The organism is Limibacillus halophilus (genome assembly GCF_014191775.1).
GTDB lineage: Bacteria > Pseudomonadota > Alphaproteobacteria > Kiloniellales > CECT-8803 > Limibacillus > Limibacillus halophilus.
Genome location: NZ_JACHXA010000010.1, coordinates 74,480 through 98,445, shown reverse-complemented (window position 1 = coordinate 98,445; position 23,966 = coordinate 74,480). Strand labels below are relative to the sequence as shown.

Annotated in this window: 25 protein-coding genes; 19 read left to right on the top strand and 6 right to left on the bottom strand. The window is 58.8% G+C overall.

What is annotated here, in order from left to right:
- Positions 1-5: 5 nt before the first annotated feature.
- A complete protein-coding gene (locus FHR98_RS15240; RefSeq protein ID WP_183417591.1) occupies positions 6-293 on the bottom strand; it encodes an encapsulin-associated ferritin-like protein in 288 nt (95 codons plus the stop codon).
- Between the two features lie 156 nt (positions 294-449).
- Here FHR98_RS15240 and FHR98_RS15235 point away from each other — a divergent pair, with 156 nt between their 5' ends.
- Positions 450-821, top strand: a complete 372-nt coding sequence (locus FHR98_RS15235; RefSeq protein ID WP_183417590.1) for a winged helix-turn-helix domain-containing protein — start codon at positions 450-452, stop codon at positions 819-821.
- Between the two features lie 5 nt (positions 822-826).
- On the top strand, positions 827-2,149 hold the full coding sequence (locus FHR98_RS15230) for an MFS transporter (RefSeq protein ID WP_183417589.1): 1,323 nt from the start codon (positions 827-829) through the stop codon (positions 2,147-2,149).
- 21 nt (positions 2,150-2,170) lie between these two features.
- Here the strand turns inward: FHR98_RS15230 and gloA are convergent, their stop codons facing one another.
- Positions 2,171-2,611 (bottom strand): lactoylglutathione lyase, encoded by a 441-nt coding sequence (gloA, locus tag FHR98_RS15225; RefSeq protein ID WP_183417588.1) that lies wholly within the window; start codon positions 2,609-2,611, stop codon positions 2,171-2,173.
- A gap of 149 nt (positions 2,612-2,760) precedes the next feature.
- Between gloA and FHR98_RS15220 the strand changes: the two genes are divergently transcribed.
- From FHR98_RS15220 to FHR98_RS15210, 3 genes are all read left to right on the top strand, one after another.
- The gene (locus FHR98_RS15220; protein ID WP_183417587.1) at positions 2,761-3,405 is read left to right on the top strand and encodes a 2OG-Fe(II) oxygenase family protein; all 645 of its coding nucleotides are present in this window, start codon (positions 2,761-2,763) and stop codon (positions 3,403-3,405) included.
- An 86-nt stretch (positions 3,406-3,491) separates the two neighbouring features.
- On the top strand, positions 3,492-3,875 hold the full coding sequence (locus FHR98_RS15215; protein ID WP_183417586.1) for a hypothetical protein: 384 nt from the start codon (positions 3,492-3,494) through the stop codon (positions 3,873-3,875).
- A 90-nt stretch (positions 3,876-3,965) separates the two neighbouring features.
- Positions 3,966-4,397, top strand: a complete 432-nt coding sequence (locus tag FHR98_RS15210) for a hypothetical protein (RefSeq protein WP_183417585.1) — start codon at positions 3,966-3,968, stop codon at positions 4,395-4,397.
- 13 nt (positions 4,398-4,410) lie between these two features.
- Here FHR98_RS15210 and FHR98_RS15205 read toward each other — a convergent pair whose 3' ends face one another.
- Positions 4,411-6,648 (bottom strand): SPOR domain-containing protein, encoded by a 2,238-nt coding sequence (locus tag FHR98_RS15205; protein WP_183417584.1) that lies wholly within the window; start codon positions 6,646-6,648, stop codon positions 4,411-4,413.
- Positions 6,649-6,874: 226 nt separating this feature from the next.
- Here FHR98_RS15205 and FHR98_RS15200 point away from each other — a divergent pair, with 226 nt between their 5' ends.
- The 7 genes from FHR98_RS15200 to FHR98_RS15170 all read left to right on the top strand — a co-directional run bounded on the left by FHR98_RS15200 (position 6,875) and on the right by FHR98_RS15170 (position 13,018).
- Complete coding sequence (locus tag FHR98_RS15200) at positions 6,875-7,681, top strand: ABC transporter ATP-binding protein (RefSeq protein WP_246377913.1); 807 nt, start codon at positions 6,875-6,877, stop codon at positions 7,679-7,681.
- Positions 7,678-8,394 (top strand): ABC transporter ATP-binding protein, encoded by a 717-nt coding sequence (locus FHR98_RS15195; RefSeq protein WP_183417583.1) that lies wholly within the window; start codon positions 7,678-7,680, stop codon positions 8,392-8,394. Before FHR98_RS15200 ends, FHR98_RS15195 begins: the two co-directional genes overlap by 4 nt.
- 13 nt (positions 8,395-8,407) lie before the next feature.
- Entirely contained in the window at positions 8,408-9,268 is an 861-nt protein-coding gene (locus FHR98_RS15190) for a branched-chain amino acid ABC transporter permease (RefSeq protein ID WP_183417582.1), read from the top strand.
- Positions 9,269-9,284: 16 nt separating this feature from the next.
- A complete protein-coding gene (locus FHR98_RS15185) occupies positions 9,285-10,184 on the top strand; it encodes a branched-chain amino acid ABC transporter permease (RefSeq protein ID WP_183417581.1) in 900 nt (299 codons plus the stop codon).
- A gap of 114 nt (positions 10,185-10,298) precedes the next feature.
- Entirely contained in the window at positions 10,299-11,528 is a 1,230-nt protein-coding gene (locus FHR98_RS15180) for an ABC transporter substrate-binding protein (RefSeq protein WP_183417580.1), read from the top strand.
- Positions 11,529-11,621: 93 nt separating this feature from the next.
- Positions 11,622-12,215 carry a carboxymuconolactone decarboxylase family protein gene (locus FHR98_RS15175; protein ID WP_183417579.1) on the top strand — a complete coding sequence of 198 codons (594 nt, stop codon included), beginning with the start codon at positions 11,622-11,624 and terminating at the stop codon, positions 12,213-12,215.
- A 29-nt stretch (positions 12,216-12,244) separates the two neighbouring features.
- A complete protein-coding gene (locus FHR98_RS15170) occupies positions 12,245-13,018 on the top strand; it encodes a maleate cis-trans isomerase family protein (protein ID WP_183417578.1) in 774 nt (257 codons plus the stop codon).
- A 12-nt stretch (positions 13,019-13,030) separates the two neighbouring features.
- Here the strand turns inward: FHR98_RS15170 and FHR98_RS15165 are convergent, their stop codons facing one another.
- Positions 13,031-15,202, bottom strand: coding sequence for a malate synthase G (locus tag FHR98_RS15165; protein WP_183417577.1), 2,172 nt, complete (start codon positions 15,200-15,202; stop codon positions 13,031-13,033).
- Positions 15,203-15,443: 241 nt separating this feature from the next.
- Here FHR98_RS15165 and gmd point away from each other — a divergent pair, with 241 nt between their 5' ends.
- Together gmd and FHR98_RS15155 are read left to right on the top strand one after the other, a co-directional pair.
- Positions 15,444-16,478, top strand: a complete 1,035-nt coding sequence (gmd, locus tag FHR98_RS15160) for a GDP-mannose 4,6-dehydratase (RefSeq protein WP_183417576.1) — start codon at positions 15,444-15,446, stop codon at positions 16,476-16,478.
- On the top strand, positions 16,478-17,893 hold the full coding sequence (locus FHR98_RS15155; RefSeq protein ID WP_183417575.1) for a mannose-1-phosphate guanylyltransferase/mannose-6-phosphate isomerase: 1,416 nt from the start codon (positions 16,478-16,480) through the stop codon (positions 17,891-17,893). Before gmd ends, FHR98_RS15155 begins: the two co-directional genes overlap by 1 nt.
- Positions 17,894-17,956: 63 nt before the next feature.
- Here the strand turns inward: FHR98_RS15155 and FHR98_RS15150 are convergent, their stop codons facing one another.
- On the bottom strand, positions 17,957-18,184 hold the full coding sequence (locus FHR98_RS15150; protein ID WP_183417574.1) for a hypothetical protein: 228 nt from the start codon (positions 18,182-18,184) through the stop codon (positions 17,957-17,959).
- Between the two features lie 190 nt (positions 18,185-18,374).
- Between FHR98_RS15150 and FHR98_RS15145 the strand changes: the two genes are divergently transcribed.
- A complete protein-coding gene (locus FHR98_RS15145) occupies positions 18,375-18,974 on the top strand; it encodes a carbonic anhydrase (protein WP_183417573.1) in 600 nt (199 codons plus the stop codon).
- Here FHR98_RS15145 and FHR98_RS15140 read toward each other — a convergent pair.
- Positions 18,949-19,971 (bottom strand): GlxA family transcriptional regulator, encoded by a 1,023-nt coding sequence (locus FHR98_RS15140; RefSeq protein WP_183417572.1) that lies wholly within the window; start codon positions 19,969-19,971, stop codon positions 18,949-18,951. The genes FHR98_RS15145 and FHR98_RS15140 overlap by 26 nt on opposite strands.
- A 120-nt stretch (positions 19,972-20,091) precedes the next feature.
- On the opposite strand from FHR98_RS15140, the gene FHR98_RS15135 reads away from it, so the two are divergent.
- From FHR98_RS15135 to FHR98_RS15120, 4 genes are read left to right on the top strand one after another with little or no spacing between them, the layout of a single operon-like run.
- Positions 20,092-20,988, top strand: a complete 897-nt coding sequence (locus FHR98_RS15135; protein WP_183417571.1) for a beta-keto acid cleavage family enzyme — start codon at positions 20,092-20,094, stop codon at positions 20,986-20,988.
- A gap of 17 nt (positions 20,989-21,005) precedes the next feature.
- On the top strand, positions 21,006-21,995 hold the full coding sequence (locus FHR98_RS15130; protein ID WP_183417570.1) for a 3-hydroxyacyl-CoA dehydrogenase NAD-binding domain-containing protein: 990 nt from the start codon (positions 21,006-21,008) through the stop codon (positions 21,993-21,995).
- Positions 21,979-22,770, top strand: a complete 792-nt coding sequence (locus FHR98_RS15125) for an SDR family oxidoreductase (RefSeq protein WP_322091271.1) — start codon at positions 21,979-21,981, stop codon at positions 22,768-22,770. The genes FHR98_RS15130 and FHR98_RS15125 overlap by 17 nt, the downstream gene beginning before the upstream one ends.
- A 29-nt stretch (positions 22,771-22,799) precedes the next feature.
- Positions 22,800-23,960: an acyl-CoA dehydrogenase family protein gene (locus FHR98_RS15120; protein ID WP_183417569.1), complete on the top strand. Its 1,161-nt coding sequence runs from the start codon at positions 22,800-22,802 to the stop codon at positions 23,958-23,960.
- The last annotated feature ends 6 nt before the right edge of the window (positions 23,961-23,966 follow it).

The window sequence follows — 23,966 nt, the reverse complement described above, 5'->3', positions numbered from 1 at the left end:
ATACCTCAGTGATCGGAGATCGGCGCGTCGCTGAACAGGCGCTCTTTCATCTCGCTGTCGAAGGTCTCGTTGTTCCGCCGAATCCATTCCAGCACCATCATCGCGTGCTCGATTTCTTCGTTAGCATTGTGGATCAGGATGGCCTTGAGCTCCGGATCATCGCAGGCATCGGCACGTTGCTGATACCAATCGACCGCCTCCAACTCCTCCATCAGGGAGACGATGGCACGGTGCATGTTGATGGTTTTCTTGCTGAGCTTCTCAATCGGCTCGTGAAGGCCTTCACTGGACATTTAGTAATCCTCTCCAAATCTTCCTCAAAGGGTGTCACAACAAAAGCTATCAAATAGATTTGCTGGTTCAAGGGGTATGGTGATTACCGAGAATGGAAGGCCGGCAAATTTCTGGGGCCTATAGTTTCGTAAGGACAGTGCGATAGGGTTGAGGGCATGACATCTTCCAACAGCAAAGCGCGGCTTTGGATCAAGATTACGCTGCCGGGCGGTGGTCAGCTTGGCCCCGGCAAGATTGCGCTATTGAAGGCGCTCGATGAGCATTTCTCGATTGCCGCGGCAGCCCGCGCGCTGAATATGTCTTATAGCCGTGCCTGGCGGCTGGTCGACGAGTTGAACAGTTGCTTCGCGTTTTTGGTCGTGGAAACGCATGTGGGCGGAAAGCAGCGCGGCGGCGCGCGCCTGACGACGGAAGGGCATGACCTCGTTCGTCGGTTCGAAAGTCTTGTGGCTGCCGCCCAGGCGGCGACGGCAGAAGAGCTAAACGCCTTTGGCTCCGCCTCGACGCTGGCTGGAAAGAAGGAATAAAAGAAGTGGAAAAGGCCCTTCATTGGACCGAAAGGTTATTCCATGCCGCCGTTGGTGAGGAGGATGCGCGGCTCTGCAAGGATATTAGCGAGGCGGCCTGCCACGACCAGCCGCGTAGTTTCGTTATCCAGACGGCGGCCATGGGCCTCAGCAAAATCGGCGACGGCCTTGCCGATTCCAAGGTGGTGTTACCCTGGTTGCTCGGCGCGCTGGGTGCTCCGGCCTTTTTCGTAGGGCTTCTGGTGCCGATCCGCGAGTCTCTGTCTCTCTTGCCGCAGTTGCTGGTCGGCGGGTTGATTCGCAGCTTTCCACGGCGCAAGCACTTTTGGGCCTTTGCCAGTGCCGTGGAAGGTCTCTGCATCCTCGCCATGGCAATGGCCGGCATGGCGGGGCTTGAGGGTTTTTCCGCCGGTGTCGCAGTCATTGCTTTGCTTGCGGTCTTCAGCCTGGCGCGTGGCGTCGCGTCCGTTGCAGCCAAGGACGTGCTCGGCAAGACGGTGGCTAAGGCGAAACGAGGCCGCTTGTCGGGCTATGCAGAGTCCATCGCCGGTGCGGTCACGGGACTGGTGGGCATCTATTTGACGCTCGTGCCTGAGGTTCAACGCAGCGATGGCCTGCTGTTCGCTATTATTGCCGCCGCCGGGGTTTCTTGGCTGTTGGGGGCGGTCACCTTCTTGACGCTGGACGAAGAGGAGGGCGCTACCGAAGGTGGGCGCGACTTGAAGTCGGTGTTGACGGGACAGATCGATCTGTTGTTTGCGGATGCCGAGTTGCGGCGCTTCCTGTGGGCGCGCTCGCTCCTTTTGAGTACTGCGTTTGCAGGCCCAATATATGTCGCTTTCGCGCAGCAGGGTACTGACGGATCGCTCGCCACTCTTGGATTGCTAGTCGTTGCGACCGGCCTTGCGGGAACTCTCAGTTCGGCGGTTTGGGGCGGCTTATCCGATCGATCAAGCCGCCGAACCATGACCTATGCAGCCGTCGGTGCCGGGCTTCTTGGCGCGGTCGTTCTAGCCATCCACGCTGCCTTGCCGCAGGTTCTGGGCAGCCTCTGGCTTCATGGCGCGGTACTGTTTGTGCTCGGCGTGTCGCATTCCGGTGTCAGGATCGGTCGCAAGACACAGTTGATCGATATGACGACCGCCGAAACCCGGGCCCAGTATGTTGCTCTCAGCAACAGCCTTATCGGCGTGGTCCTGCTTGGCAGCGGCGTTGTGATCGGGCTGGTAATGTCTTGGAGTCTCTTGATGGCGCTCGCGATTTTAACCCTGGGAGCCTTTGCGGCAGCATTCGCCTGCTGGAGGCTTGAAGAAGCTCAGCAGGACTGAATGCACCGCATTTGTTGCTGTTTACCACGTGCCGGTGTTGGGCATTGAAGTCCAGGGTTCGCGCAGTTCCAGCGCTTCACCGGCCTGCAACAGTTCAATGGAGATGCCATCAGGTGAGCGAATGAAAGCCATGCGACCGTCGCGGGGCGGGCGATTGATGGTAACGCCGCTATCCATCAGTTTCTGGCAGGTGGCATAGATATCATCGATCTCGTAGGCCAAGTGGCCGAAGTTGCGGCCGCCGTCGTAAGCCTCGGGGTCCCAGTTGTAGGTCAGTTCCACGACCGGGGCGGAATGGGCTTTTGCATTTTCCTTATCGTGGGAAGCGGCAAGGAACACCAGCGTGAAACGTCCCTTGTCGTTGTCGTAGCGCCGAACTTCGGTCATGCCGAGTTTAGTGCAATAAAAGTCGAGCGACTTTTCGAGGTCGGTCACGCGGACCATGGTGTGCAGATACCTCATCGTTTGGATAATTCCTTCTCGTCGATGCCGGAATGGCGGTTGCTTCAAGCTAAAGTGGCGAGTGCTATTGAGTTTGGCAACCGGGTATCCGGCAATTGGGTGGAAGGGGGCTGGCATCCGGCGCCGGGAGGCGATAGCCTCCCGATATCATGAAACAAAAACCTGACCCCAACGGATTCTACCAGCTTTGGCCTACCTTGCTTTTGCGTCGGGAAATTCCCCAAGCGGAGATGGCGAATAAGGTGCTCGCTGCGGAAATCGAGAGTCTGGAAAGCGCACGCAAGGATCTGACGACGGATTACTTGGCGGAGAACTTCCTCGATCGCGACCACCCGGCGATTGGCTGGCTGCGCGAGTGCATAAACAAGAGCGCCATCGACTATCTGCGCCAAGCGGGAATCGACTACCGAGTGGACTGGGCGATGCAGGGTTGGGCAAACGTGAACCGCTTCGGGGATTATCACGATCTCCACAATCACCCGCATGCATGGTTGAGCGGCACCTACTATGTTGCGATCCCAGAGAAGTACGAAGATCTGCCGGGGCGCAAGGACCGCCGGCCCGGTGCCATTTCATTCTATGATCCGAGACCGCAAGCGAACATGACGGCAATCCGAAACGATCCGCAGATCGAGGCCGAATTCACGGTCCAGCCAAAAGCCGGAACGATCATGATTTGGCCCGCTTTCCTGCATCATTTCGTACACCCGAACCTGTCTCGTGAGCAGCGAATTTCTGTGTCGTTCAACCTCGTGTTGAAATGGTCGGACAGCTATTTGCCCACACAAAATTGACCGGCGCGACAGCTTTGGTTGCTTAGAGGGGTCGCTACGTCTTATTCTGTCTGCAATTGCATATTGTGGATTGAGTGGAGCATTCTATGAGGCCACTGAGAAAATTTTGGATCGGCGTTGCCTTGGCGCTGCCGCTTCTCGCGGCTCATCTTGCCTCGGCGCAAGGTCATCCTTGTGATCGGCGTGATGAGGGCTTGACGCTGATCGGATGGGTCGCTGGCAACAGCTATGACAGCTACCTTTGGCCGCAGGTAAGGCAGTATGCCGGTGTAACCGGGCACGATTACTTGAGCCTTGCTTCAGCGGGTTGCAGCGGTGGCGATCAGGAAGCCGAGGCGAAAGCAAGCTACAGACTTTATCAGAAAGCTTTTGCAAGCGGTCGGGCAGATCCATTCGATCAGGCGGAATCGCTCAGCCGTTTGCGCCAAGCGCAGGATATAACCCAGGAGTTGCGGCAGATGAACCGGTAATCACCGGATCCTTGCCGGCATCCCAATCGGGGGCCGATTGCCACGACTTCTCATCGGCTTCAACATGCGTAAGAACAGGGAGAAAGCGACATGCGTTTATTCTTTGCGGTTCTGGGCCTGGCTGCCCTGTTGCCTTTAGGGGCCGCGGATGCGCAGGTGGGACAAGTCCTCCAGTGCAACGAGGAAACCACCGGCGGTATCGAGTTCAAGGACGGCTCCAGTTCAGTTCTGCCGTTTCAGGGCGATGGCTTTGCGATGGAGTTTATTTCCGAGGTGGAGATGGTCATGACCCATCCCAAGCGCCCCGGCTCTCAAACGCTTGGCAAGCAGGAAAGCTTTGTTTGCGCCAAACCCTACAAGGATCTGCAGCCAATGCTTTATGTCTGCACCTTGGGCGCTGAAATGGTCGCATACGATAGTATGAAAAAGACCTTCACCTGGGGTTACCTCTTTTCAGAGAACATTTCGACATACGGCGCGCCAAACAGCTTTGTCGCCGTCGGCCGTTGCAGCGCTTCCTAAGTTACTCGGCGTTTCAACGAGAGGGCGTGGTCAGCAACAGGCAGTCCTGACCACGCTCGCGGAGTGCCAGACAGAGCGTTTGTGCACGATCACGACTGTCGAAAGCGCCGACCTTCACACGATAGAGGGTTGGAGCGGCGGTACGACGAACCACCTCGATAAAGACAGGGGCCTCCTGGAACAGATCGCTGTAGCGCCAGATGAGTTGCTCTTTGCGCAACTCCGCATCGTTGCGATCTCCGGTCGCCAGGAGTTGCAGCCTATATTGGCCGGATCGCCGCCCGGGTAACGGAAGCGATACTGTCTGGAAGGTCGCTGTGGAGGTCTGGGGCGCCGCGGGTTTTGCAAGCGGTAGAGATACCGACGACCCCGGCCCTGGTCCTGGTACGGCGGAGGTCTGGGGTGATGGGTCGCCCGAATCGCTTTTGGGGTCGGCGAGGCGCAGTGAGCTTCTCTCTGATAAATGGGGATCGGGGTTCGGGCTGAAGGCTTCCTCCGGCGCGGCATCGTCGGGGGATTGCCGGGTCAAGGGAACGGCATCCGGCAGAAAGTCTGAACTGATCCGTGAAGGCGCCGTACTACTGCCCGTCGGTTCGGAGCCAGCCAACCCCGGCGACGTACTTTCCGATTCAACATTTTCGCCAGCGCCCGGAAGCGCTTGCTGTGTGGTTGGTGTCGATTGCTGAGGTTCCGGGACTTGGTCTTGTGGGGCTTCCAAAGCGGCGGTCTCCGGAACGTCGATGGGAGCGGAGTCGGTTGTGCCATCGCTGTTCGTTGACGACGAAACCGCTGGGATTGGCGCGGTCGGGGCCGCAGGCGGAACGATCCGCTCGATAATCTGGCGAGAAGCAGGGTCGAAAGGTATCACTAGCGTTTCGGCCGAAAAACGGGAGTTTTTCGTACCTGCAAATCCTTTTTTGCTCGTCGTGTTTTCCGGGATTTCAACGGTCGGGGACGGTTCCGCTGTCTCTGTTTCCGGAGTTTCTGTCACCGCCGGATGCTGGGGGGACGGCGCTGTGATAAATGGCGTAGTCGCGGTCAGGTTATCGTCGCTCTGAGCGTCCTCGCCTGGGAGGCTGGTAGGCAGTTCAGTGGAGGTCTCAGCAACGGGCTCCACGGGAGAGAGATTTTCCGGTGCCAGAATGGCAATTTGCGGACCGTCGCGGTTGAGATTCAGGAGAAACAGGAAAATCAGAACAACCGAAATCGCTGTTACCACTGCGGAAAGGACTAAAAGCCGCAAAGTGCGCCGACTGGTTATCGACTCGCGTCCATCAGGCTGCGTACGCAAATCAAGAAGGGCATCGGGCAGGGTGTCATCGAAGCGCTTGTTCTTCAGGACCATGCCGTCTGCGGGAAGCGGCCGGCCGTCTGCGCCACCGGGTCTGAATCTGCCGGAACCAATGGTTCCCGCGGCCGTTGGTCTGGGGCTAAAGCGTGCGGTCGGCGCATCGATCGGCGGCAAGCGGTCGCGTTCGTCCAGATCGTCCCGGCGCCGGTCATCAGGTTCGCTCGACGCCAGTTCAGGCGGCCCGTCAAGCGTATCCGTGTGACCGCGTAGCGCTATATCCCATGCGTCCAAATCCGAATCTTCGTCGTCCCAAACTTCGGAATCCGGATCGTCGGAATCCTGGCTGCTTAACATGTCAGAACGCGGGCCATCGGGGTGGCGGCTGTCGGGACGAAAATCCTCATCAACGTTGAAAATGGTGTTATGCCGGGCAGAGGCCGATTCATCGGCGTGGGCCTGCGGCTCCGGCGCAAAAATATCGCCGGTTTCCGTGATGTCAAAATCGTGTTCGGCCGGTGATGCCTGCCCGGCGGGCGGCTCATTCCAGGATTCCGGCACCCAGTTTGCCGAAGTCCACTGCTCTTCGGCCGGATCGTCGCGGACCCAATCGACCAAGTCCGGTTCATCCAATGAAGAACCGGGTTCCGTCTTGGATGAAATGCTTTGGGATGGTTCAAGCTGCGTGTCCGAGGCGTCCGGTAAGGGGGTGCCTTGCGGGATCGGTGCGCTCAAAAATCTACGGCCAAGGGGGGTCAGCTTACAGATACCCAAAGCCGCAACACCGGGCGTCCAGGGCTCTACCAATCCATACTCAAGAGAAACCTGAATCAACGCCTTGGGAATGCGCTCCCCGTTTGCGTCGTACAGCGGCAGCTTTCCGCCAGGCTGCTTCTCGCCCGCCTGCAACCAATCCAGCAATCGTGCTGAAAGATCATCATGTTGCGCTGGTTCATCGGTCATCAATTAGCCGCCCGGCCTTCCTGGTTCGGAGGTATGTGTAAATTATTCTGCATTTTAATACAAAAGCTGCGAGTCGTTCTGCCTGTGGATGATGGGAATTGGGGGGATAAACGGAAAATAGATCTCCAGATCACGTATTTCACAAGATCGTGTGGCGCGGTGGACGGGTCCGTGGTTACAGTGGTTATCTAACTAGAGCTACAAAAGCGGAGAGGATCAAAAACACTTGTTTGGGGCAGATGGGGCTGCACTGCAAAACGCAGGTGGCGACGCAATTCTTTCGGTCAGCGGCCTGCAGAAAGCCTTTGGTGGCGTGCAAGCGCTTTCCGGTATGGATTTAGAGGTGCGACGCGGCACAGTGACGGGTTTGATCGGCCCCAATGGGGCTGGCAAGTCAACGCTGTTCAACTGCATGTCGGGCGTAATCCCGCCGGATTCCGGCGAGGTCCATGCGTTCGGGCGGAACATCACCGGATGGCCATCGCATCGTTTAGCGCCCTTGGGAGTCGTTCGCACCTTCCAGCTGAGCCGGGAACTCGGCCGTTTAACCTGCCTGGAAAATCTAATGCTGGCGCCCCTCGCGCAGCTCGGCGAGCGTTTGCTCCCCATTTTTCTGCAACCGGGTGCAGTGGCGCGGGAGGAAAGGGCGCTTTATGCAAAGGCGTGTGAGGTTCTTGAGTTTGCGCGCCTTGCGGACCTCCGCGACGAGTATGCGGAGAACCTCTCGGGTGGTCAGAAGAAGCTCTTGGAACTTGCGCGGGCCTTGATGCTGGATTGCGAGCTGATCCTGCTGGACGAACCCGGAGCGGGAGTAAACCCGGCACTGATGAAAACCCTGGAGGAGATCATCATCACCCTTAACCGGGACCAGGGCCGGACTTTCCTGATCGTCGAACATGACATGGATATCATCGCCCGCCTATGCGACCCGGTCATCGTCATGACCGAAGGGCGCAAGCTGACCGAGGGCCCCTTTGACCTGGTGCGCCGAGATCCAACGGTGATCGAAGCTTATCTTGGGGGAGTGGCATGACCGGGCCTCTGTTGGCGGTAGAGGGGCTCTGCGCCGGCTATGGAAAAGGCGACATCATCAAGGATGTCACTTTCGAGCTATCGGCCGGGAGCATCACAACAATTATCGGGCCGAATGGCGCGGGGAAATCGACGCTGATTAAGACGCTGGCAGGTGTTGTACGTCCTCGCATCGGAAGTGTACGCGTCGATGGTGATGATCTGACGGGGATGGTTGCGAACAGAATGGCCGCGCACGGCGTCGCTTATGTGCCGCAGGAGGCTAACGTCTTTCGTACCCTCACAGTGCAAGAAAACCTGGAGATGGGTGCATGGACTGCGACGGATACGCGTCACGAACGAATGGAGCACGTCTTTGAGCTATTCCCGGTGTTGCAGGAGCGATCTGCCGTACGTGCGGGCAATCTCTCCGGCGGACAGCGGCAAATGGCGGCCTTCGGCATGGCTATGATGGTCGCGCCAAGACTCTTGCTTCTGGATGAGCCTTCCGCGGGGCTCAGTCCGAAGATGGTTGGCCAGATGTTTGAAACGGTCCGGCGTGTCAACGAGACCGGCGTAGGTGTGCTGATGGTCGAACAAAATGCAATCCAGGGTCTTGGTATTGCCGATCGCGGCATCGTCATGGCCGCCGGCGAAATCAAGCTGAACCTTCCGGCAAGCGAGTTGCTGGACAATGCCGAGGTGGGAGAACTCTACCTCGGCACCCGGCAATAGAGGGGGCGGGCCGATGGGGCAGGTTTTGATCAACGCGTTGGTGAATGCCGCATTGATAGGTCCGCCGGCGGTGGCCTTCAGCATGCTTTTTGGCATCTTGCGGTTTCCAAACTTCGCGATCGGCGGATATATCACCGTCGGCGCGTTCGCGGTTTTCGCCTTCAATGTGACACTGGGCTTACCGCTCGTGCTGGCGACTTTGCTGGGTATGGCGGTGACCGGAGCATTGGTGTGGTTGAGCGATGAGATCGTGTTCAAGCCGATGCGCGAGCATTCGCCGATTACCCTGTTGATCGTCTCCATTGCGCTGACATTAATTCTGGAACAGGGCGTGCGGTTATTCTGGGGTGCGGATGTGCGCGGATTCGACCTGCCGCTTACGCGTCCGATGAAATTCGCGGGGATGCGCATCACCGTCGAACAGGTTTGGATCATCGGTCTGGCTTTGGCTGTAGCTAGTCTGACCCACGCAATCCTTCGCTACACGCGTATAGGCAAAGCCATGCGGGCGACATCCGATAACTTCATGCTCGCGCAGGTGCGCGGCATCAACACCGGCCGCGTCATCGCTTTCACCTGGCTGTATTGCGGCGCGCTTTTCGGGTTGACCGGCACTCTGGGGGGACTCGATCTGGTGATCGAGCCTCTATTGGGCTGGAACCTTACAATTCCGATCTTTGCGGCAGCGATCCTCGGCGGCATCGGCTCTGCCTACGGCGCGATGCTGGGAGCGTTGTTGGTAGGAATTGCCGAAGAACTGACCGTTCTGGTTCTGCCCAGTACCTACAAGGTCGGTGTCGGTTTTATCATCATTGCATTGCTCTTGCTGTTGCGGCCTCAGGGGCTGTTCGGCGAGGCGCAGATCAAGAAATGAGGGAGAGGCAGCCGTCATGACCTTCTACTTCGTTTCCATCGCCACCTATGTCGGTTTCTTTATGATCATGGCCCTTGCTCTGAACCTGCAGTGGGGCATGACCGGCATGGTGAATTTCGGTGTCGCCGGATTCTACGCCATCGGCGCTTACACCAGCGGGCTTCTTAGCGTGAAGGCAGGGTGGCCGGTTGAATGGGCCATGCTTGCAGCGCCCGTCATGGGCTTGATCTGGGGCGCGGCCGTCGCGCTGTTGTCGATCCGACTGCGCGAGGATTTCCTGGCGATTGTAACGCTGGGGTTTGGCGAGATCGTCCGCTTGTTCGTTCTCAACGAGGATTGGCTGACGGAGGGACCGCGCGGCCTGCGTATCGATGCCCGCCCGTTGGGCGGAATGCTTGATCGTGACCAATACGCTTATTTCTACCTCGCTCTGGTTGCCGTCACCGTACTGATCATATTCCTGATTAGCGAACGCATCCGCCGCAGCCCTTATGGACGGGTCCTGCGCGCCATTCGCGAGGATGATGTGGTTGCCGGGGTCTTGGGAAAGGTAGTGCTGCGATACCGGATCCAGGTATTCGCCCTGGGTGGCGCCTTTATGGGGCTGGGCGGGGCGCTTTATGCCCACTACGTCCAGAACATCAGCCCGGATGTATTCATGCCCATGGTCGCTATTTTCATATGGATGTCGGTGATCGTTGGTGGGGCCGGTAACAACAAGGGGCTGCTGATCGGCGCGGGCGTGGTCATGGCCCTGCTTGAGGGCACGCGATTTCTCGGCGATTTCATGATCTGGTTGGACGCGGAGAAGCTATCAGCGCTGCGAATCATTCTGATCGGCGTTCTGTTGATTGTCGTACTCCGCTTGCGCCCCCGCGGTCTCATGCCAGAGGAGAAATTTCGATATAACCCTTGAAAAAACTGTAATTAACAAAAAAATAAACATGACATAGTGTGAAAATCCTAGCGACACGAGAACGAGGAAACCGGTGGGCTACCCGCCAGGAAATGGGGACAGAGGAGAACGAAAATGAACAAGCTGATCACGCGCCGCAGGGCGCTTCAAGGAACGGCGGCGGCCTTTGCCGCAACGGCAATTGCGCCAAAGTTGGTCCTTGGCGCGGACCCAATAAATGTCGGAAGCCTGACACCCAATACCGGTGGCGGCGGCCCCTTCGGCCCTAATATCGCGGCGGCGCACCGCCGGGTGGTTGAAGAGGTGAATGCAGCGGGCGGGGTCTTGGGGCGCGAGGTGCAGCTGACCCAGGAGAATTCGGAGACGAACCCTGAAACCGCGGTCCGGGCGGCCGACAAGCTGATCAACGTCAACCAGGTTATCGGAATTCTGGGAACGTGGTCGTCTTCGGTGACACTGGGCATCATGCCGAAGTGCCAGGAAGCTGGTGTAATTCAGATGTGCACGTCGTCCTCGGCAGACATTCCGGCCAAGGACGAGAAGGGTCTGGTGTTCAATTTCCAGGCGCTTTCGCCGGTCTGGGGCGATGCCATTGCCGACCTGGCGCTGCGGCGCGGCTTCAAGACCTTTTCCCTAATGGCGCTGAACAACGACTTCACCGGGTCGATGATCGATGCCTTCGCCGCCAAGGTAAAGGCGAAGGGCGCCCAGGTAATCAACGAGCCTTTCTTCTACAACGGTGGGCAATCGTCTTACCGTACGGAGGTGGAGCAATTGATCGCCGGCGATCCGGAAGCCGTCTTCATCCCTGCCTACGTCACCGACTTTACGGCGGTCTATAAGGAAATCTTCCGTTCCGGGTACGAGGGTCAGGTGATCTCCGTGTCGATTGCGACGGGCGACAAGTTCAAGGAGGCCGTGGGCGAGGCCGCCAACGGCCTGTTGCATGGTGTGCCGGTTCCCCCTATCGGCAGCAAGGCCTATGCGATGTACCTTCAGGAAGCGGGCCTGGAAGATACCGGCGAAGTGCAACACCCATTCGGCACCGCCGGGCGCGACCAGATGTCATCGTTGCTGTTGGCCGTCGAAAAGGCCGGTTCCACGGATACGGCAAAGGTCGCCAAGGCAATCTGGGAGGTAACGACCGGGCCCGGCAAGAAGGAAGTCTTCAGCGTTCTGGAAGGCTTGGAGGCCATTCGCGCCGGTGAAGAGATTAACTATTCCGGTGCCAGCTCGTCGGTCGAGTTCGACAACGAGGGCATGGTGCTGGGTAGGGACTTCCAGCTTACCGAGGTTCAGGACGGCAAGGATGTCGTCGTGGAGCGTTTGGAGTTTAAAGGCTGAGATATCGGCGATCGGGTTGGGGGCGGTGACTTGTTCGCCGCCGCCGCCGTCGCCATAGTAATATGAAGGTTTGCATCAAGGAGAGTTGAGATCATGGCGAGGGTACGCGATATTGAAATTCATGAGGTTCCCGAGGACGTTCGCGGAATCTACAAGCGCTTCTCGGAGGAGTATGGCCCCTTCCTCAATCAAGTGAAGGTGTTTGCGCACCGGGCTCCGGTCCTCAAGCACATTCAGGGTCTGCTGCTCGACCTTAAGGATGAGCAGATCCTCGACAAGCGATACCTGGAGATTGCGCTGGTGGTGGTCTCCAAAATCAACGAGTGCACCTACTGCGTGGCCCACCATGCCCCCCGGCTTGTCGAGCAGGGTCTGGGCGCTGAGACGGTCGCGAACATCTTGGAGCCGGACTGCCCCGGGTTGAATGACGTCGATCGTCTGGTACGTGACTTTGCGGTTCAGGTGACCGAAAAGCCCCAGTACATGCGCGATGTGATCTTCGATGAGATGAAGAAGCATTTCACCGAAGAGCAGATCGTCGAATTGACGGTGAGGACCGCGCTCTGCGGCTTCTTTAACCGGGTGAACGACGCGCTGCAGATCGGCATGGAAGAAGGTGTAATCGAGGATTACCTGTCGCATGGTTCCTCGACGGAAGCCCTGCCGCAGCACGACGCGGCGGAGTAAGCGCCGGAAAGCCCGGCCAGGAGGCAGCAATGTACGGTTGGCGTGGACGGATCGGCTTGATGGTGCCGACCGGTAACACGGTCATGGAGCCAGAGTTCGCGAGACTGGCGCCGGAGGGCGTCTCGGTTCATGCCAACCGCGTTTACCTCAAGGAAGTTTCACCCGAGGCGCTTTTGGGAATGGAGACCGACGCCGCCCGTTCGGCGGAGCAACTTACCCAGTGCCGACTGGACGTGATGTGCTTTGGCTGCACCTCCGGCAGTTTCGTCGGCGGCGTGGGTTATGACGCCCGCCTGATAGACATCATCGAAAACGCCAGTGGTCTACCATCGACGACCACCTCGACCGCAGTGCTCAGGGCGCTGCGTCTTTTGGGGATTAGCAGGGTTGCCTTGGCTACGCCCTATACGGACGAAGTGACCGAGATCGAGAAACGCTGGCTCGAGGATAACGGGATCGAAGTCACGGCTTGGCAGGGGGGTGGCTTGGTCCAGACGGCCGACATTCAGGAATGCGCACCGGAAGTTTCCTATCGCCGTGCCAGGGCGGTCGACAATGATCGCGCTGAGGCGGTTTTCATCTCCTGTACCGGATTTCGCACGATCGAGAACCTTGCGAAACTGGAGGCGGATCTGGGGAAGCCGGTCATCTCCTCCAATCAGGCGAGTTTCGCCGAATGCCTGCGCCTGATGGGCGTGGGCCAGGTGCAGCCCGGGTTTGGCAGCTTGTTCGAGCGGGTATTCGCCGAAAGGAGTGACCGCGGCGGCGAAACCCCGTCAAAACAGGGAATCGCCGCCCAGTAACTTCCGCTTCCCTTAGCTGGCGAATTTCCGCTTCGCTTCGATCCGGCGACGATGAAGCACCGGCTCGGTGTAGCCGTTTGGCTGCGCCGTTCCCTTGAAGACGAGATCACAGGCTGCCTGAAAGGCGACGCTGCCGGCGAAGTCCTTGGCCATCGGCCGGTAGCTCGGGTCGCCCGCGTTCTGACTGTCGACGACGGCAGCCATGCGCCGTAGGGTTTCCATCACCTGATCCTCGCTGCAGATTCCGTGGTGCAGCCAGTTGGCGATGTGCTGGCTGGAAATTCGTAGCGTCGCACGGTCCTCCATCAGGCCCACATTGTTGATGTCGGGAACCTTCGAACAGCCAACGCCGGCATCGACCCAACGCACCACGTACCCCAGGATTCCCTGGGCGTTGTTGTCCAACTCCTGTTGTATCTCTTCGCTCGACCAGTTTGGGCGGTCGGCCAGGGGGATGGTGAGGATGTCGGCCAGTTTGGCCCGTTGACGTGATTTCAGCTTCTCCTGGCGTTCGGCAACGGAAACCTCGTGGTAATGGAGCGCATGGAGCGTGGCCGCCGTGGGCGACGGGACCCAGGCGGTGTTGGCGCCGGCTTTCGGGTGGCCGATCTTCTGAACCAGCATGTCAGCCATACGATCCGGCATGGCCCACATGCCCTTGCCGATCTGTGCGCGGCCCTGCAGGCCGCAGGCCAGACCGATATCCACATTCCAGTCCTCATAGGCCGAAATCCAGGCCGCTGATTTCATGTCGCCCTTTCGGATGACGGGACCGGCTTCCATCGACGTGTGGATTTCGTCGCCCGTCCGGTCGAGGAACCCGGTATTGATGAAGACGACGCGGGTTTTCGCGGCGCGGATGCACTCCTTGAGGTTGACGGTTGTGCGCCGTTCCTCGTCCATGATGCCCATCTTTAATGTCGACGGCGCCATGCCGAGCGCCTGTTCGACGCGTCCGAACAGTTCGTTGGCGAAGGCGACTTCCTCGGGGCCGTGCATCTTCGGCTTTACGATGTAAACCGAACCGGCGCGGCTGTTGGCGCGACGCTCTCTGATATCATGCAAGGCGATTAGAGACGTCATCATGCTGTCCAGGATGCCTTCCGGGATCTCATTGCCGTCCTTGTCAAATATAGCGCCGATGGTCATCAGATGCCCCACGTTGCGAACCAGCATCAGGCTTCGGCCAGGCAGCCGCAGTTCGCCGCCGCTAGCGGACTTGTACAGCCGGTCTTCGTTCAGGCGCCGCTCGATGGTCTTGCCGTTCTTCTCCAGGGTTTCCGTCAGGTCGCCCTTCATCAGCCCTAGCCAGTTGCGGTAAACCGCCACCTTGTCCGCCGCATCGACGGCTGCGATCGAATCCTCGCAGTCCATGATCGTGGTGAGGGCCGATTCCATGATCAGGTCCGCAACGCCCGCCGGGTCGGTCTTGCCGATAAAATGCGAGCGGTCGATAACCATTTCCACGTGCAGACCGTGATTAACCAGCAAGATAGCGGTCGGTGCGTCGGCCTCGCCGCGGAATCCGGCGAACTGGTTCGGGTCCTTGAGGCCGCTGCTGGCGCCTCCGGCAAGACTGACTGTCAGCTTGCCGTCAGTGATGCGGTAAGCAGTGGCGTCTTTGTGCGATCCGTTGGCCAGCGGCATGCGATGGTCCAAGAAATCACGCGCGAATGCAATAACCTTTTGGCCGCGCTTCGGATTGAACGCGCTGCCGCGCACCGCGCCATCAGTGTCGGGGATAGCGTCCGTGCCGTATAGCGCATCGTAGAGACTGCCCCAGCGGGCGTTGGCCGCATTGAGTGCGTAGCGGGCGTTCATCACCGGTACGACGAGCTGCGGCCCGGCAATCTTGGCAATCTCATCATCCACGTTGTCGGTCTCTACCGAGAAGTTATCGCCTTCAGGCAGCAGGTAGCCGATTTCCGAGAGAAAAGCCTTGTAGGCCTCGGCATCGTGGGGCTGGCCTTTGCGCTCCCGGTGCCATTGGTCGATGGCGGCTTGCAAGCTGTCACGCTTGTTCAAAAGTTCACGATTGCGAGGCGCGAGATCATGGACAATCCCATCCAGCGCGCTCCAGAAGGCGGCTTGTTCCACGCCTGTGCCCGGAAGAGCTTCCTGGTTGATGAAGTGGTAGAGTTCGTTGTCGACCTGTAAATCGCCGACGGGGAGGCGTTCGACCATAGAAGGGTCACTCCTGCTAACTAGAGAAAAACATCGGGTGTTCGTTTTTGTTTGCGGCAGAATTTAGTGTTTTATGCGCGAATTGAAAGCGGGAATGCTGTTGCTCGTCTCACCAAACCCATTAGGCGTTTGCCTTGAAAGCGCTTCTTTGGCACAAGAATAGAAGGGTTGGGAGCGTCAAGTCGAGCAGTGCAGCAGGTACGGCGCTGACCGGAATAAGGCGGCGAGGGAAGGAAGCTTCGTGCGAGGAACTGCGCTGATTACCGGGATCACGGGCCAGGATGGAGCCTATCTGGCCGCACACCTTCTGGGCTGTGGGTACAAGGTTTTCGGCACGCACCGGCGCACCAGTTCCACGAATTTCTGGCGTTTGAAGGAACTTGGGATCGACTGCCATCCGAATCTCAGCCTTGTCGAGCACGATGTTACCGACCCCGGGTCCAGCATCCGTTTGATCGAGCGCAGCGAACCCGATGAGGTCTATAACCTTGCCGCCCAGAGCTTTGTGGCGGTTTCCTTCGACCAACCCATTACGACGGCGCAGATCAACGCCTTGGGCGCACTTCATTTGCTGGAGGCGATTCGCAGCGTCAATCCGGGTATCCGCTTTTATCAGGCTTCATCCTCGGAACTGTTTGGCAAGGTGCAGGAAGTTCCTCAAAGTGAAACGACGCCATTCCATCCCCGCAGCCCTTATGCGGTATCTAAGCTTTTTGCCCATTGGGCCACGGTCAACTATCGCGAGTCCTACGGCTTGTTTGCGGCAAGCGGTATCCTTTTCAACCACGAGTCGCCATTGCGCGGCGAAGAGTTCGTCACGCGCAAAATCACGCAAGGCTTGGCACGTATTCGGCTGGGCCAGCAGGAATGCCTGGAGTTGGGCAACCTTGATGCGAAACGCGATTGGGGCTTTGCGGGAGAGTTTGTCGAGGGGATGCGCCTGATGCTCACTGCCGCCGAGCCGGACAGCTTTGTGTTGGCGACCGGGCGTTCGGAGACGGTCCGCAATTTCGTACGTCTGGCGAGCGAGGCGTTAGGAATGTCCCTGGAGTTTCGCGGTAGCGGATTGCAGGAAGTCGGTATCGACACCGCCACGGGCAATCGTGTCGTGCGCGTGGCCGAGAAGTTTTACCGCCCGGCGGAGGTCGATCTCTTGATCGGCGATCCTTCAAAGGCCAAGCGGGTTCTTGGGTGGGAGGCCAAAACGCCGTTAGAGGAATTGGCCCGAATGATGGTGACTCGCGATCTGGAGCGCTGCCAGGGGCGCACACAGTAATGTCACCGATCTTTCCGGTCATTCTGAGCGGCGGTGCGGGTACGCGCTTGTGGCCGCAGTCGCGTCAGGCCTACCCAAAGCAGTTCCTTTCGCTGACGTCCGGGCAAACCCTGTTGCAGCAAACCGCGGAGCGTTTGTTTGCGGTCGCGTCTACACCACCGCTTGTGATTTGCAATGAGGTGCATCGCTTCATCGTTGCCGAGCAGCTTCGGACGCTGCCGGCGGGGTCTGCAGAGATAATTCTGGAACCGGTTGGTCGAAACACTGCGCCGGCGATCACCCTGGCTGCCTTGGCGGCTACAAAGGATGGCGCCGACCCGATTGTGGTCATTTCACCGGCCGATCATGTGGTGATGAATTCGCAGGCCTTTGAAGTGGTAACCGGCCAGGCGGTTAGCCTGGCGGAAGACGGCTTTGTTGTTACTTTCGGGGTAACTCCTGATCGCCCTGAAACCGGCTATGGTTACATCAAGCCCGGTGAGCAGATTAATGGGAGCCCAGGTCATCGCATCGCCCATTTTGTGGAAAAGCCGAACGCGGACCGGGCTGCCGTCATGCTGTCCCAAGGCGGGTTTCTGTGGAACAGCGGTCTGTTCGTTTTCAAGGCTTCGGTCTTACTTTCAGAACTCGAGCACCTGGCGCCCGAGATACTGGCCGCCTGCCGACTTGCTTTGGACGGCGCCGAGCGCGACCTCGATTTTTTGCGGCTGGCCTCCGAGCCTTTCACGGCCTGTCCTGCCGGCTCCTTCGATGTCCTAGTGATGGAACAAACAGGCAAGGGAGCGGTGGTCGAACTTGATGCGGGCTGGACCGACATAGGTTCGTGGGATGCACTCTGGCAATTGCTGGACAAGGATGCGGACGGGAATGCCGGGCGGGGCGACGTGATTGCGTTGGAAAGCAAAAATTCCCTGGTTTGGTCGGAGAAAAGCCTGCTGGCAGTCTTCGGCGTCGAGAACCTGATAGTCGTCGAATCAGATGATTCAATTCTGGTCGCCGACCGTGGGCGGGCGCAGGAAATTCGCAAGGTCGTGGCCAGACTGGATGCCGAGGGCAGCACGCGGCATCAGGTTCATCGGCGGGTCTATCGCCCTTGGGGTAGTTTTGATGCTCTGGATTCCGGAGAGCGATTTCAGGTTAAGAGCATTGTCATCAAGCCAGGGCAGGGAACCTCGATGCAGTTGCACCATCACAGGGCCGAGCACTGGATCGTTGTGCGGGGCTGCGCCAAGGTGACCTGCGAGGATCGAGAGATTATCCTGGAGGAGAACCAATCGACCTATATTCCACGCGGTGCGAAACACCGGCTGGAGAATCCGGGAAAGGGCGACCTGGAGTTGATCGAAGTTCAAAGTGGCAGCTATCTGGGTGAAGACGACATCGTTCGATTCGATGATGTCTATGGGCGCGAGTAGGTTCCGGTTCCTCGCCAGATGGTACAATGATTGCTTGCACTTTGATCAGGCGGGCAGAACGCGTCAGTGTTCTCCGCCCATCCAGTCTTCGTCCTTGATGACAGCCGTGACACGCAGGCTACCATAAGCAACAAGTCCGATCAGGATGGCGACGGGCGTGCCGATTAAGGCATACCAATACCCTTTTAGGAGTAGCAGCAGAATGGTCCCCGCCGTCAAACAAGCTGCCAACAGGCAGGCATAGGGGTGGGACCCGGCAAAGGATTCTTTCTTCTGTAATGCCTGCGGCATTCGCTTGATGCTCCGTATGTTCGCTGTTGCCGCCTTGGTGCGACCTGTTGATCTTTGCCGACTAAAGTAAAAAAAACTTTAATTCTAGGCGATTACCGCAGATCGGATCGTACTGCGTCATAATTTTACGTGCACCGGCGGGAGAATCCGGTAGAAACCTGCTATAGACTACGACAGGAGGTGCTTTGTCATGCTGCAAAAATTGTTGGAGAACAATAAGATTTGGGCCGCTCGCAAAATCGAGCGCGATCCGGATTTCTTTCGCCGCCTGTCCCGACAACAAACCCCCAGGTTCCTATGGATCGGATGCAGTGACAGCCGCGTACCTGCCAACGAGATTGTGGGCATGGACCCAGGTGAGATTTTTGTTCACCGCAATGTCGCCAACCAAGTGCACCCGGTTGACCTCAATTGCAGCTCCGTCTTGCAGTTCGCCATTCACGGCTTGAAAACCAGCGAGATTATTCTTTGTGGCCACTACGGCTGCTCCGGGGTGCGCGCGGCCCTGGAGGGGAATGCGACCGGTTTGTCGGAACATTGGTTGGCGCCGATCCAATCAATCATCGACAGCAACAAAAGCGACCTGGATTCCTGTCAGGGAGAGGAAGAGCGGCGCGACCGGCTTTGTGAATTGAATGTCGCCCAGCAAGTGCTCAATCTAGCCGAATCGCCGGTTATCAGGGCAGCCTGGCGCGCTGGGCAGAAGGTGAACATTCATGGTTGGATCTATGGTCTGAAGGACGGGTTGATTCGCGACCTGGATATCAGCCTCTTCGGACCGAACCGCTAGGCGGCTTGCGATCTTCGCCGCGCAGGACAGAAGGCGCGTTATCAAATCTTGTGCGAAAGGCGCGGGAGAATGCGGAGCGATCCTCGAATCCGCAGGCTGCGGCGACATCCGTCATGGGTAGGTCGGTTTGCAAAAGCAGGCGGCGAGCGGCGTTGAGTCTGATCCACTGGTAGAAGCGGGCAGGCGAGGTCCCCATGACCCGATGAAAATCGCGCTGCAATGTCCGTTCGCTGACGCCGATGCGGGATGCCAGCTTCATCAACGACAATGGTTGTTCCAGATTTTGCTCCATCAGGTCGATGGCGGCTGCCAAATGCGGCTCGGCCCATTTCAGACGGCCCAGCGATAGCATGCGTTGCGCGTCGCGCGGCGACGACTCCTGCTCGTAGATGAAGGTGCTTGCGACTTCCAATGCCAGGGCAAAGCCCTGTTGTTGGCGAAGCAGATGGATTGCGAAATCCAAGGTAGGAATAGCGCCGCTTGTGGAGGCTCTGTTGCGGTCGACCACATAACGGTCACCGACTGTCGCGACCCGTGGAAACTCGGTTGCGAAATGGTCCAGATCCTCCCAGTGAGCCGTTGCGCGGTACCCGTCTAGCAGACCGGCGCGCGCCAGAACGAAGACACCTGATTCCATGCCGCCGATAGGCAGGCCGCTGGCCGCGACGCGACGAAGGTCACGCAGGACCGCTGGCTTGCAGAACTTATCCACCTCATAGCTTGAAACCACGAACAATTGATCCAGTTCCAGGCGCTCGCCAAGGCTCGCGTCGACGGCGATTTCAAAGCCACTTGTGCTCCTTACCGGCTTGCCATCCGTGGAGATCAGACAGGTCTCGTATAGCGCCCGGCCTGCCTGCCTGTTGGCTGCGCGCAATGGATCCATGATTCCCGCCAGTGTCATGTGCGAGAATGACGGCACCAGCAATAGGCCCACACGCTGGCGCTGGTCGGCGGCAAGCGGTCGGAAGAAATGCGTATGTGGCGGTTTTAGCATTAATCTTGTCCGAATCTGCAACACAAGCTTCTTCATCTCAGGTTTTGATTGCGGCCACAAGCGCCTCGTCCAGCAAGCCTGCAGGAAAATGGCAAGGCAGACCTACGAAGGGAGAAAGTGATGAACCGGGAAGTTTTCATAACCTGCGCGGTCACCGGCGCCGGAGATACGGTCGGCAAGAGTGACAAGGTGCCTGTGACACCCAAGGAAATCGCCGACAGTGCAATCGAGGCAGCCAAGGCGGGCGCCGCCATAGTGCACATTCATGTGCGCGATCCGGAGACCGGGCGTGGGTCTCGTGATCCGAAGCTCTTCAAGGAAGTCGTGGATCGCATCCGCTCCAGCGACGTCGATGTTGTGTTGAATCTGACGGCAGGCATGGGCGGCGACTTGGTTTTCGGCGAGGGCGAGCAACCTCTGCCGCTGGATGAAAGCGGCACCGATATCGCTGGACCGTTGGAGCGCTTGGCTCATGTGGAGCAGCTATTGCCGGAGATCTGTACGCTGGATTGCGGATCCATGAATTTTGCCGCGGGTGGCAATTACATCATGTGCAATCCGCCCGCCGCCTTGAATGCCATGGCGCGCCGGGTCCAAGAGCTGGGCGTGCGGCCGGAACTCGAGGTTTTTGATTTCGGCCACTTGGTCATGGTCCATGACATGATCAAGGACGGCGTGCTCGACGACCCCATCATGGTTCAACTCTGCATGGGTATTCCTTACGGCGCGCCGGACGATCCAGGGACGTTGATGGCACTGGTTAATCGCCTGCCGAGGGATGCGGTTTTCTCGGCCTTTTCCATCGGCCGCAATCAACTTCCTTACGTTGCCATGGCGATGTTGGCCGGTGGCAATGTTCGGGTTGGATTGGAGGACAACATTTATCTCGATCGAGGCGTGTTGGCGACCAACGCACAGCTTGTCGAGCGTGCGGTTCATATCCTTGACGGCATGAACGTCAAGCTTCTCGGGCCGGACGCCGTGCGCGAGAAACTCAAGCTCAAGAAACGCGGGTAAGGGAAGGAACCGAGATCATGTCAGTGATTGGCAAGGCAGCCCTCCTTGGCGGCGGCGTTATCGGCGGCGGCTGGGCGGCGCGTCTGCTGTTGAACGGGATCGATGTTGTTCTCTTCGATCCGGACCCACAGGCCGCACGCAAAATGGGCGAAGTCATGACGAACGCACGACGCGCCTTCGCCGACCTGATTCCGGAAGGGCGGCCCAGCGAGGGTCGTCTGACGATCACCGCCGATCTCGCCGAGGCGGTCAGCGGTGCCACCTTCATTCAGGAGTCCGCACCGGAGCGCCTTGAATTGAAGCAGAACCTCTTTGCCGAGGTGGATGCTCTCGCGCCGGAGGATGCGTTGATCTGTTCATCCACCTCCGGCCTCTTGCCGACGGAACTGCAGGCAAAGATGAAGCGCCCTGAGCGACTGCTGGTCGCGCATCCGTTCAATCCGGTTTACCTCTTGCCGTTGGTTGAGCTTGTCGGCGGTGAAAAGACCGCACCGGAAGCGATCGAGCGCGCCAAGACCCTCTATGTGTCTCTGGGGATGAAACCGCTGCATGTACGGCGTGAGATCGAGGCCTTTATCGCTGACCGCTTGATGGAGGCGCTGTGGCGTGAGGCCCTGTGGTTGGTCAAGGACGGCATAGCCTCTGCCGAGGAGATCGATGACGCCATCCGGTATGGATGCGGCCTGCGCTGGGCGCAGATGGGTACCTTCCAAGTCTTCAATATCGCGGGCGGCGAGGCTGGCATGCGCCATTTCATGGCGCAGTTCGGACCGGCCCTGAAATGGCCCTGGACAAAGTTGATGGACGTGCCTGAGATGACGGAGGAGCTTATCGAACGCATCGCCGAGCAAACCGACGCGCAAGCCGGCGGTCGATCCTTTCGAGAACTCGAGCGCATCCGCGACGAAAATTTGGTGGCGATCATGCAGGCACTGGAGCCCAAGGACTGGGGCGCGGGCGCGGTTCTAAAGCAGTACCGGGCGCAGCTTCGTGGCGACAAGACATAACGATCCGGGGGTTAAGACGATGCGCAAGGTCATCATCACGGCAGGCGCCGGTGGCATCGGGAAGGTTTTGGCTGAAAGCTTCCTGGGCGAGGGTGATTCGGTGGCGGTCTGCGACGCTTCGCCGGAGACCTTGACGCGCTTCAAAGCCGATCATCCGGACGTCCCTGCTTATCGGGCGGACGTTACGGATGAACCTCAGGTCACGGCCTTCATGGCCCAGGCGCAGGAGACGCTGGGCGGGGTCGACATTCTGGTCAACACCGCCGGTATCGCCGGACCGACCGGTCCTCTTGAAGAGCTATCGCTAGTGGATTGGCGTGCCTGTCTTGCGGTGACTTTGGACGGCAGTTTCCTTTGCAGTCGCGCGGTCATTCCGGCGATGAAGGCGCAGGGCAGCGGTTTGATCGTAAACTTCTCCTCGACGGCCGGGCTCTTTGGTTTTGCGCGGCGCAGCCCCTACGCCACGGCTAAATGGGGCGTGATCGGCCTGACCAAGACCATGGCCAGCGAACTGGGCCCGCATGGAATTCGGGTTAATGCCATCTGCCCCGGTTCGGTTGAAGGAGAACGTATGGTCCGCGTGATCGCCGCCGAGGCAAAGGCGACTGGCGACAGCGAAGAGACGGTGCGCGCCCGCTACACCAAGGACTCGTCGCTGCGGCGGTTCATTCGCCCGGAGGAGGTGGCTGGTATGGTGTTGTATCTGGCATCGCCCCTGGGTAGCGCTGTGTCGGGGCAAGCCCTGGCGGTGGACGGTAACACGGAATCCAAGTAGTCCCCATCGGGGCGGGAAGGAGCCAAGCGATGCATTTCGGTTTGACCCAGGAACAGGAGATGGTGGTCGACACCGTTCGCAGCTTCGTCGAGAAAGAGCTTTATCCTCTGGAAGCGGAGGTGGAGCGCAGCGGCATCTGCGCACCGGAGATCGGCCGTGAGATCCAGCGCAAGGTGATGGAGATGGGGTTCTATGCGCCCAACATCCCGGAGGCCTACGGCGGCGGCGGGTTGGATCATCTGACTTTTGCCTTGCTTGAGCGTGAGTTGGGCCGCGCCTCCATGGCGCTTTCGGTTTGGTGGGGCCGCCCGTCGAACATCCTGTGCGCCTGCAACGACGAACAACGCGAGCGCTATTTATTACCCAGCGTGCGCGGCGAAAGGATCGACGCGCTGGCGATGACCGAGCCGGACGCGGGGTCCGATGTACGCGGCATGAAATGCTTTGCGCGGGCCGACGGCGATGACTTCGTAATCAACGGAACCAAACATTTTATCAGCCACGCGGATATCGCTGATTTCGTGATCGTTTTCGTGGCGACCGGCGAGGAGGAAACCGCACGCGGCCCGAAAAAGAAAATCACCTGCTTCCTGGTCGACCGAGGTACGCCGGGCTTCGAAATCCGCAAGGGATACAACTCGGTCTCGCATCGGGGCTATCACAACAGCATTCTCTCGTTCGATGATTGCCGGCTTCCTTCCAGTCAAATTCTTGGTGAACTGGACGGCGGCTTTGCCGTCATGAACTCGTGGCTCTATGCGACGCGGATCACTGTTGCCGCGATGTCGGTCGGGCGGGCGCGGCGATGTTTCGATATGGCGGTCGATTGGGCTGCCGAGCGCAAGCAGTTCGGCCAGCCAATCGGCAAGTTCCAGGGCGTGTCCTTCAAGTTGGCCGACATGGTTACGTCGATCGATGCGGCGGACTGGTTGACACTGGCTGCCGCCTGGCGGCTGGACCAGGGGCTGGATGCCAATCGCGAGATTGCTCAGGCCAAGGTCTTTGCATCGGAAACCTTGGCGAAAGTGACCGATGAGACGCTACAGATTTTCGGCGGCATGGGCTTGATGGATGAACTGCCCATCGAGCGCTTCTGGCGGGACGCCAGGGTCGAGCGTATCTGGGACGGCACCAGCGAGATTCAACGCCATATCATTAGCCGGGAATTGCTGCGGCCCAAGGGGGCTTGAGGAGTC

Coding starts and splice junctions, on each gene's coding strand:
- FHR98_RS15240 (WP_183417591.1), bottom strand. CDS start 293: ATGTCCAGTGAAGGCCTTCACGAGCCGATTGAGAAGCTCAGCAAGAAA.
- FHR98_RS15235 (WP_183417590.1), top strand. CDS start 450: ATGACATCTTCCAACAGCAAAGCGCGGCTTTGGATCAAGATTACGCTG.
- gloA (WP_183417588.1), bottom strand. CDS start 2,611: ATGAGGTATCTGCACACCATGGTCCGCGTGACCGACCTCGAAAAGTCG.
- FHR98_RS15220 (WP_183417587.1), top strand. CDS start 2,761: ATGAAACAAAAACCTGACCCCAACGGATTCTACCAGCTTTGGCCTACC.
- FHR98_RS15215 (WP_183417586.1), top strand. CDS start 3,492: ATGAGGCCACTGAGAAAATTTTGGATCGGCGTTGCCTTGGCGCTGCCG.
- FHR98_RS15210 (WP_183417585.1), top strand. CDS start 3,966: ATGCGTTTATTCTTTGCGGTTCTGGGCCTGGCTGCCCTGTTGCCTTTA.
- FHR98_RS15205 (WP_183417584.1), bottom strand. CDS start 6,648: ATGACCGATGAACCAGCGCAACATGATGATCTTTCAGCACGATTGCTG.
- FHR98_RS15195 (WP_183417583.1), top strand. CDS start 7,678: ATGACCGGGCCTCTGTTGGCGGTAGAGGGGCTCTGCGCCGGCTATGGA.
- FHR98_RS15190 (WP_183417582.1), top strand. CDS start 8,408: ATGGGGCAGGTTTTGATCAACGCGTTGGTGAATGCCGCATTGATAGGT.
- FHR98_RS15185 (WP_183417581.1), top strand. CDS start 9,285: ATGACCTTCTACTTCGTTTCCATCGCCACCTATGTCGGTTTCTTTATG.
- FHR98_RS15180 (WP_183417580.1), top strand. CDS start 10,299: ATGAACAAGCTGATCACGCGCCGCAGGGCGCTTCAAGGAACGGCGGCG.
- FHR98_RS15175 (WP_183417579.1), top strand. CDS start 11,622: ATGGCGAGGGTACGCGATATTGAAATTCATGAGGTTCCCGAGGACGTT.
- FHR98_RS15170 (WP_183417578.1), top strand. CDS start 12,245: ATGTACGGTTGGCGTGGACGGATCGGCTTGATGGTGCCGACCGGTAAC.
- FHR98_RS15165 (WP_183417577.1), bottom strand. CDS start 15,202: ATGGTCGAACGCCTCCCCGTCGGCGATTTACAGGTCGACAACGAACTC.
- FHR98_RS15155 (WP_183417575.1), top strand. CDS start 16,478: ATGTCACCGATCTTTCCGGTCATTCTGAGCGGCGGTGCGGGTACGCGC.
- FHR98_RS15150 (WP_183417574.1), bottom strand. CDS start 18,184: ATGCCGCAGGCATTACAGAAGAAAGAATCCTTTGCCGGGTCCCACCCC.
- FHR98_RS15145 (WP_183417573.1), top strand. CDS start 18,375: ATGCTGCAAAAATTGTTGGAGAACAATAAGATTTGGGCCGCTCGCAAA.
- FHR98_RS15140 (WP_183417572.1), bottom strand. CDS start 19,971: ATGCTAAAACCGCCACATACGCATTTCTTCCGACCGCTTGCCGCCGAC.
- FHR98_RS15135 (WP_183417571.1), top strand. CDS start 20,092: ATGAACCGGGAAGTTTTCATAACCTGCGCGGTCACCGGCGCCGGAGAT.
- FHR98_RS15130 (WP_183417570.1), top strand. CDS start 21,006: ATGTCAGTGATTGGCAAGGCAGCCCTCCTTGGCGGCGGCGTTATCGGC.
- FHR98_RS15120 (WP_183417569.1), top strand. CDS start 22,800: ATGCATTTCGGTTTGACCCAGGAACAGGAGATGGTGGTCGACACCGTT.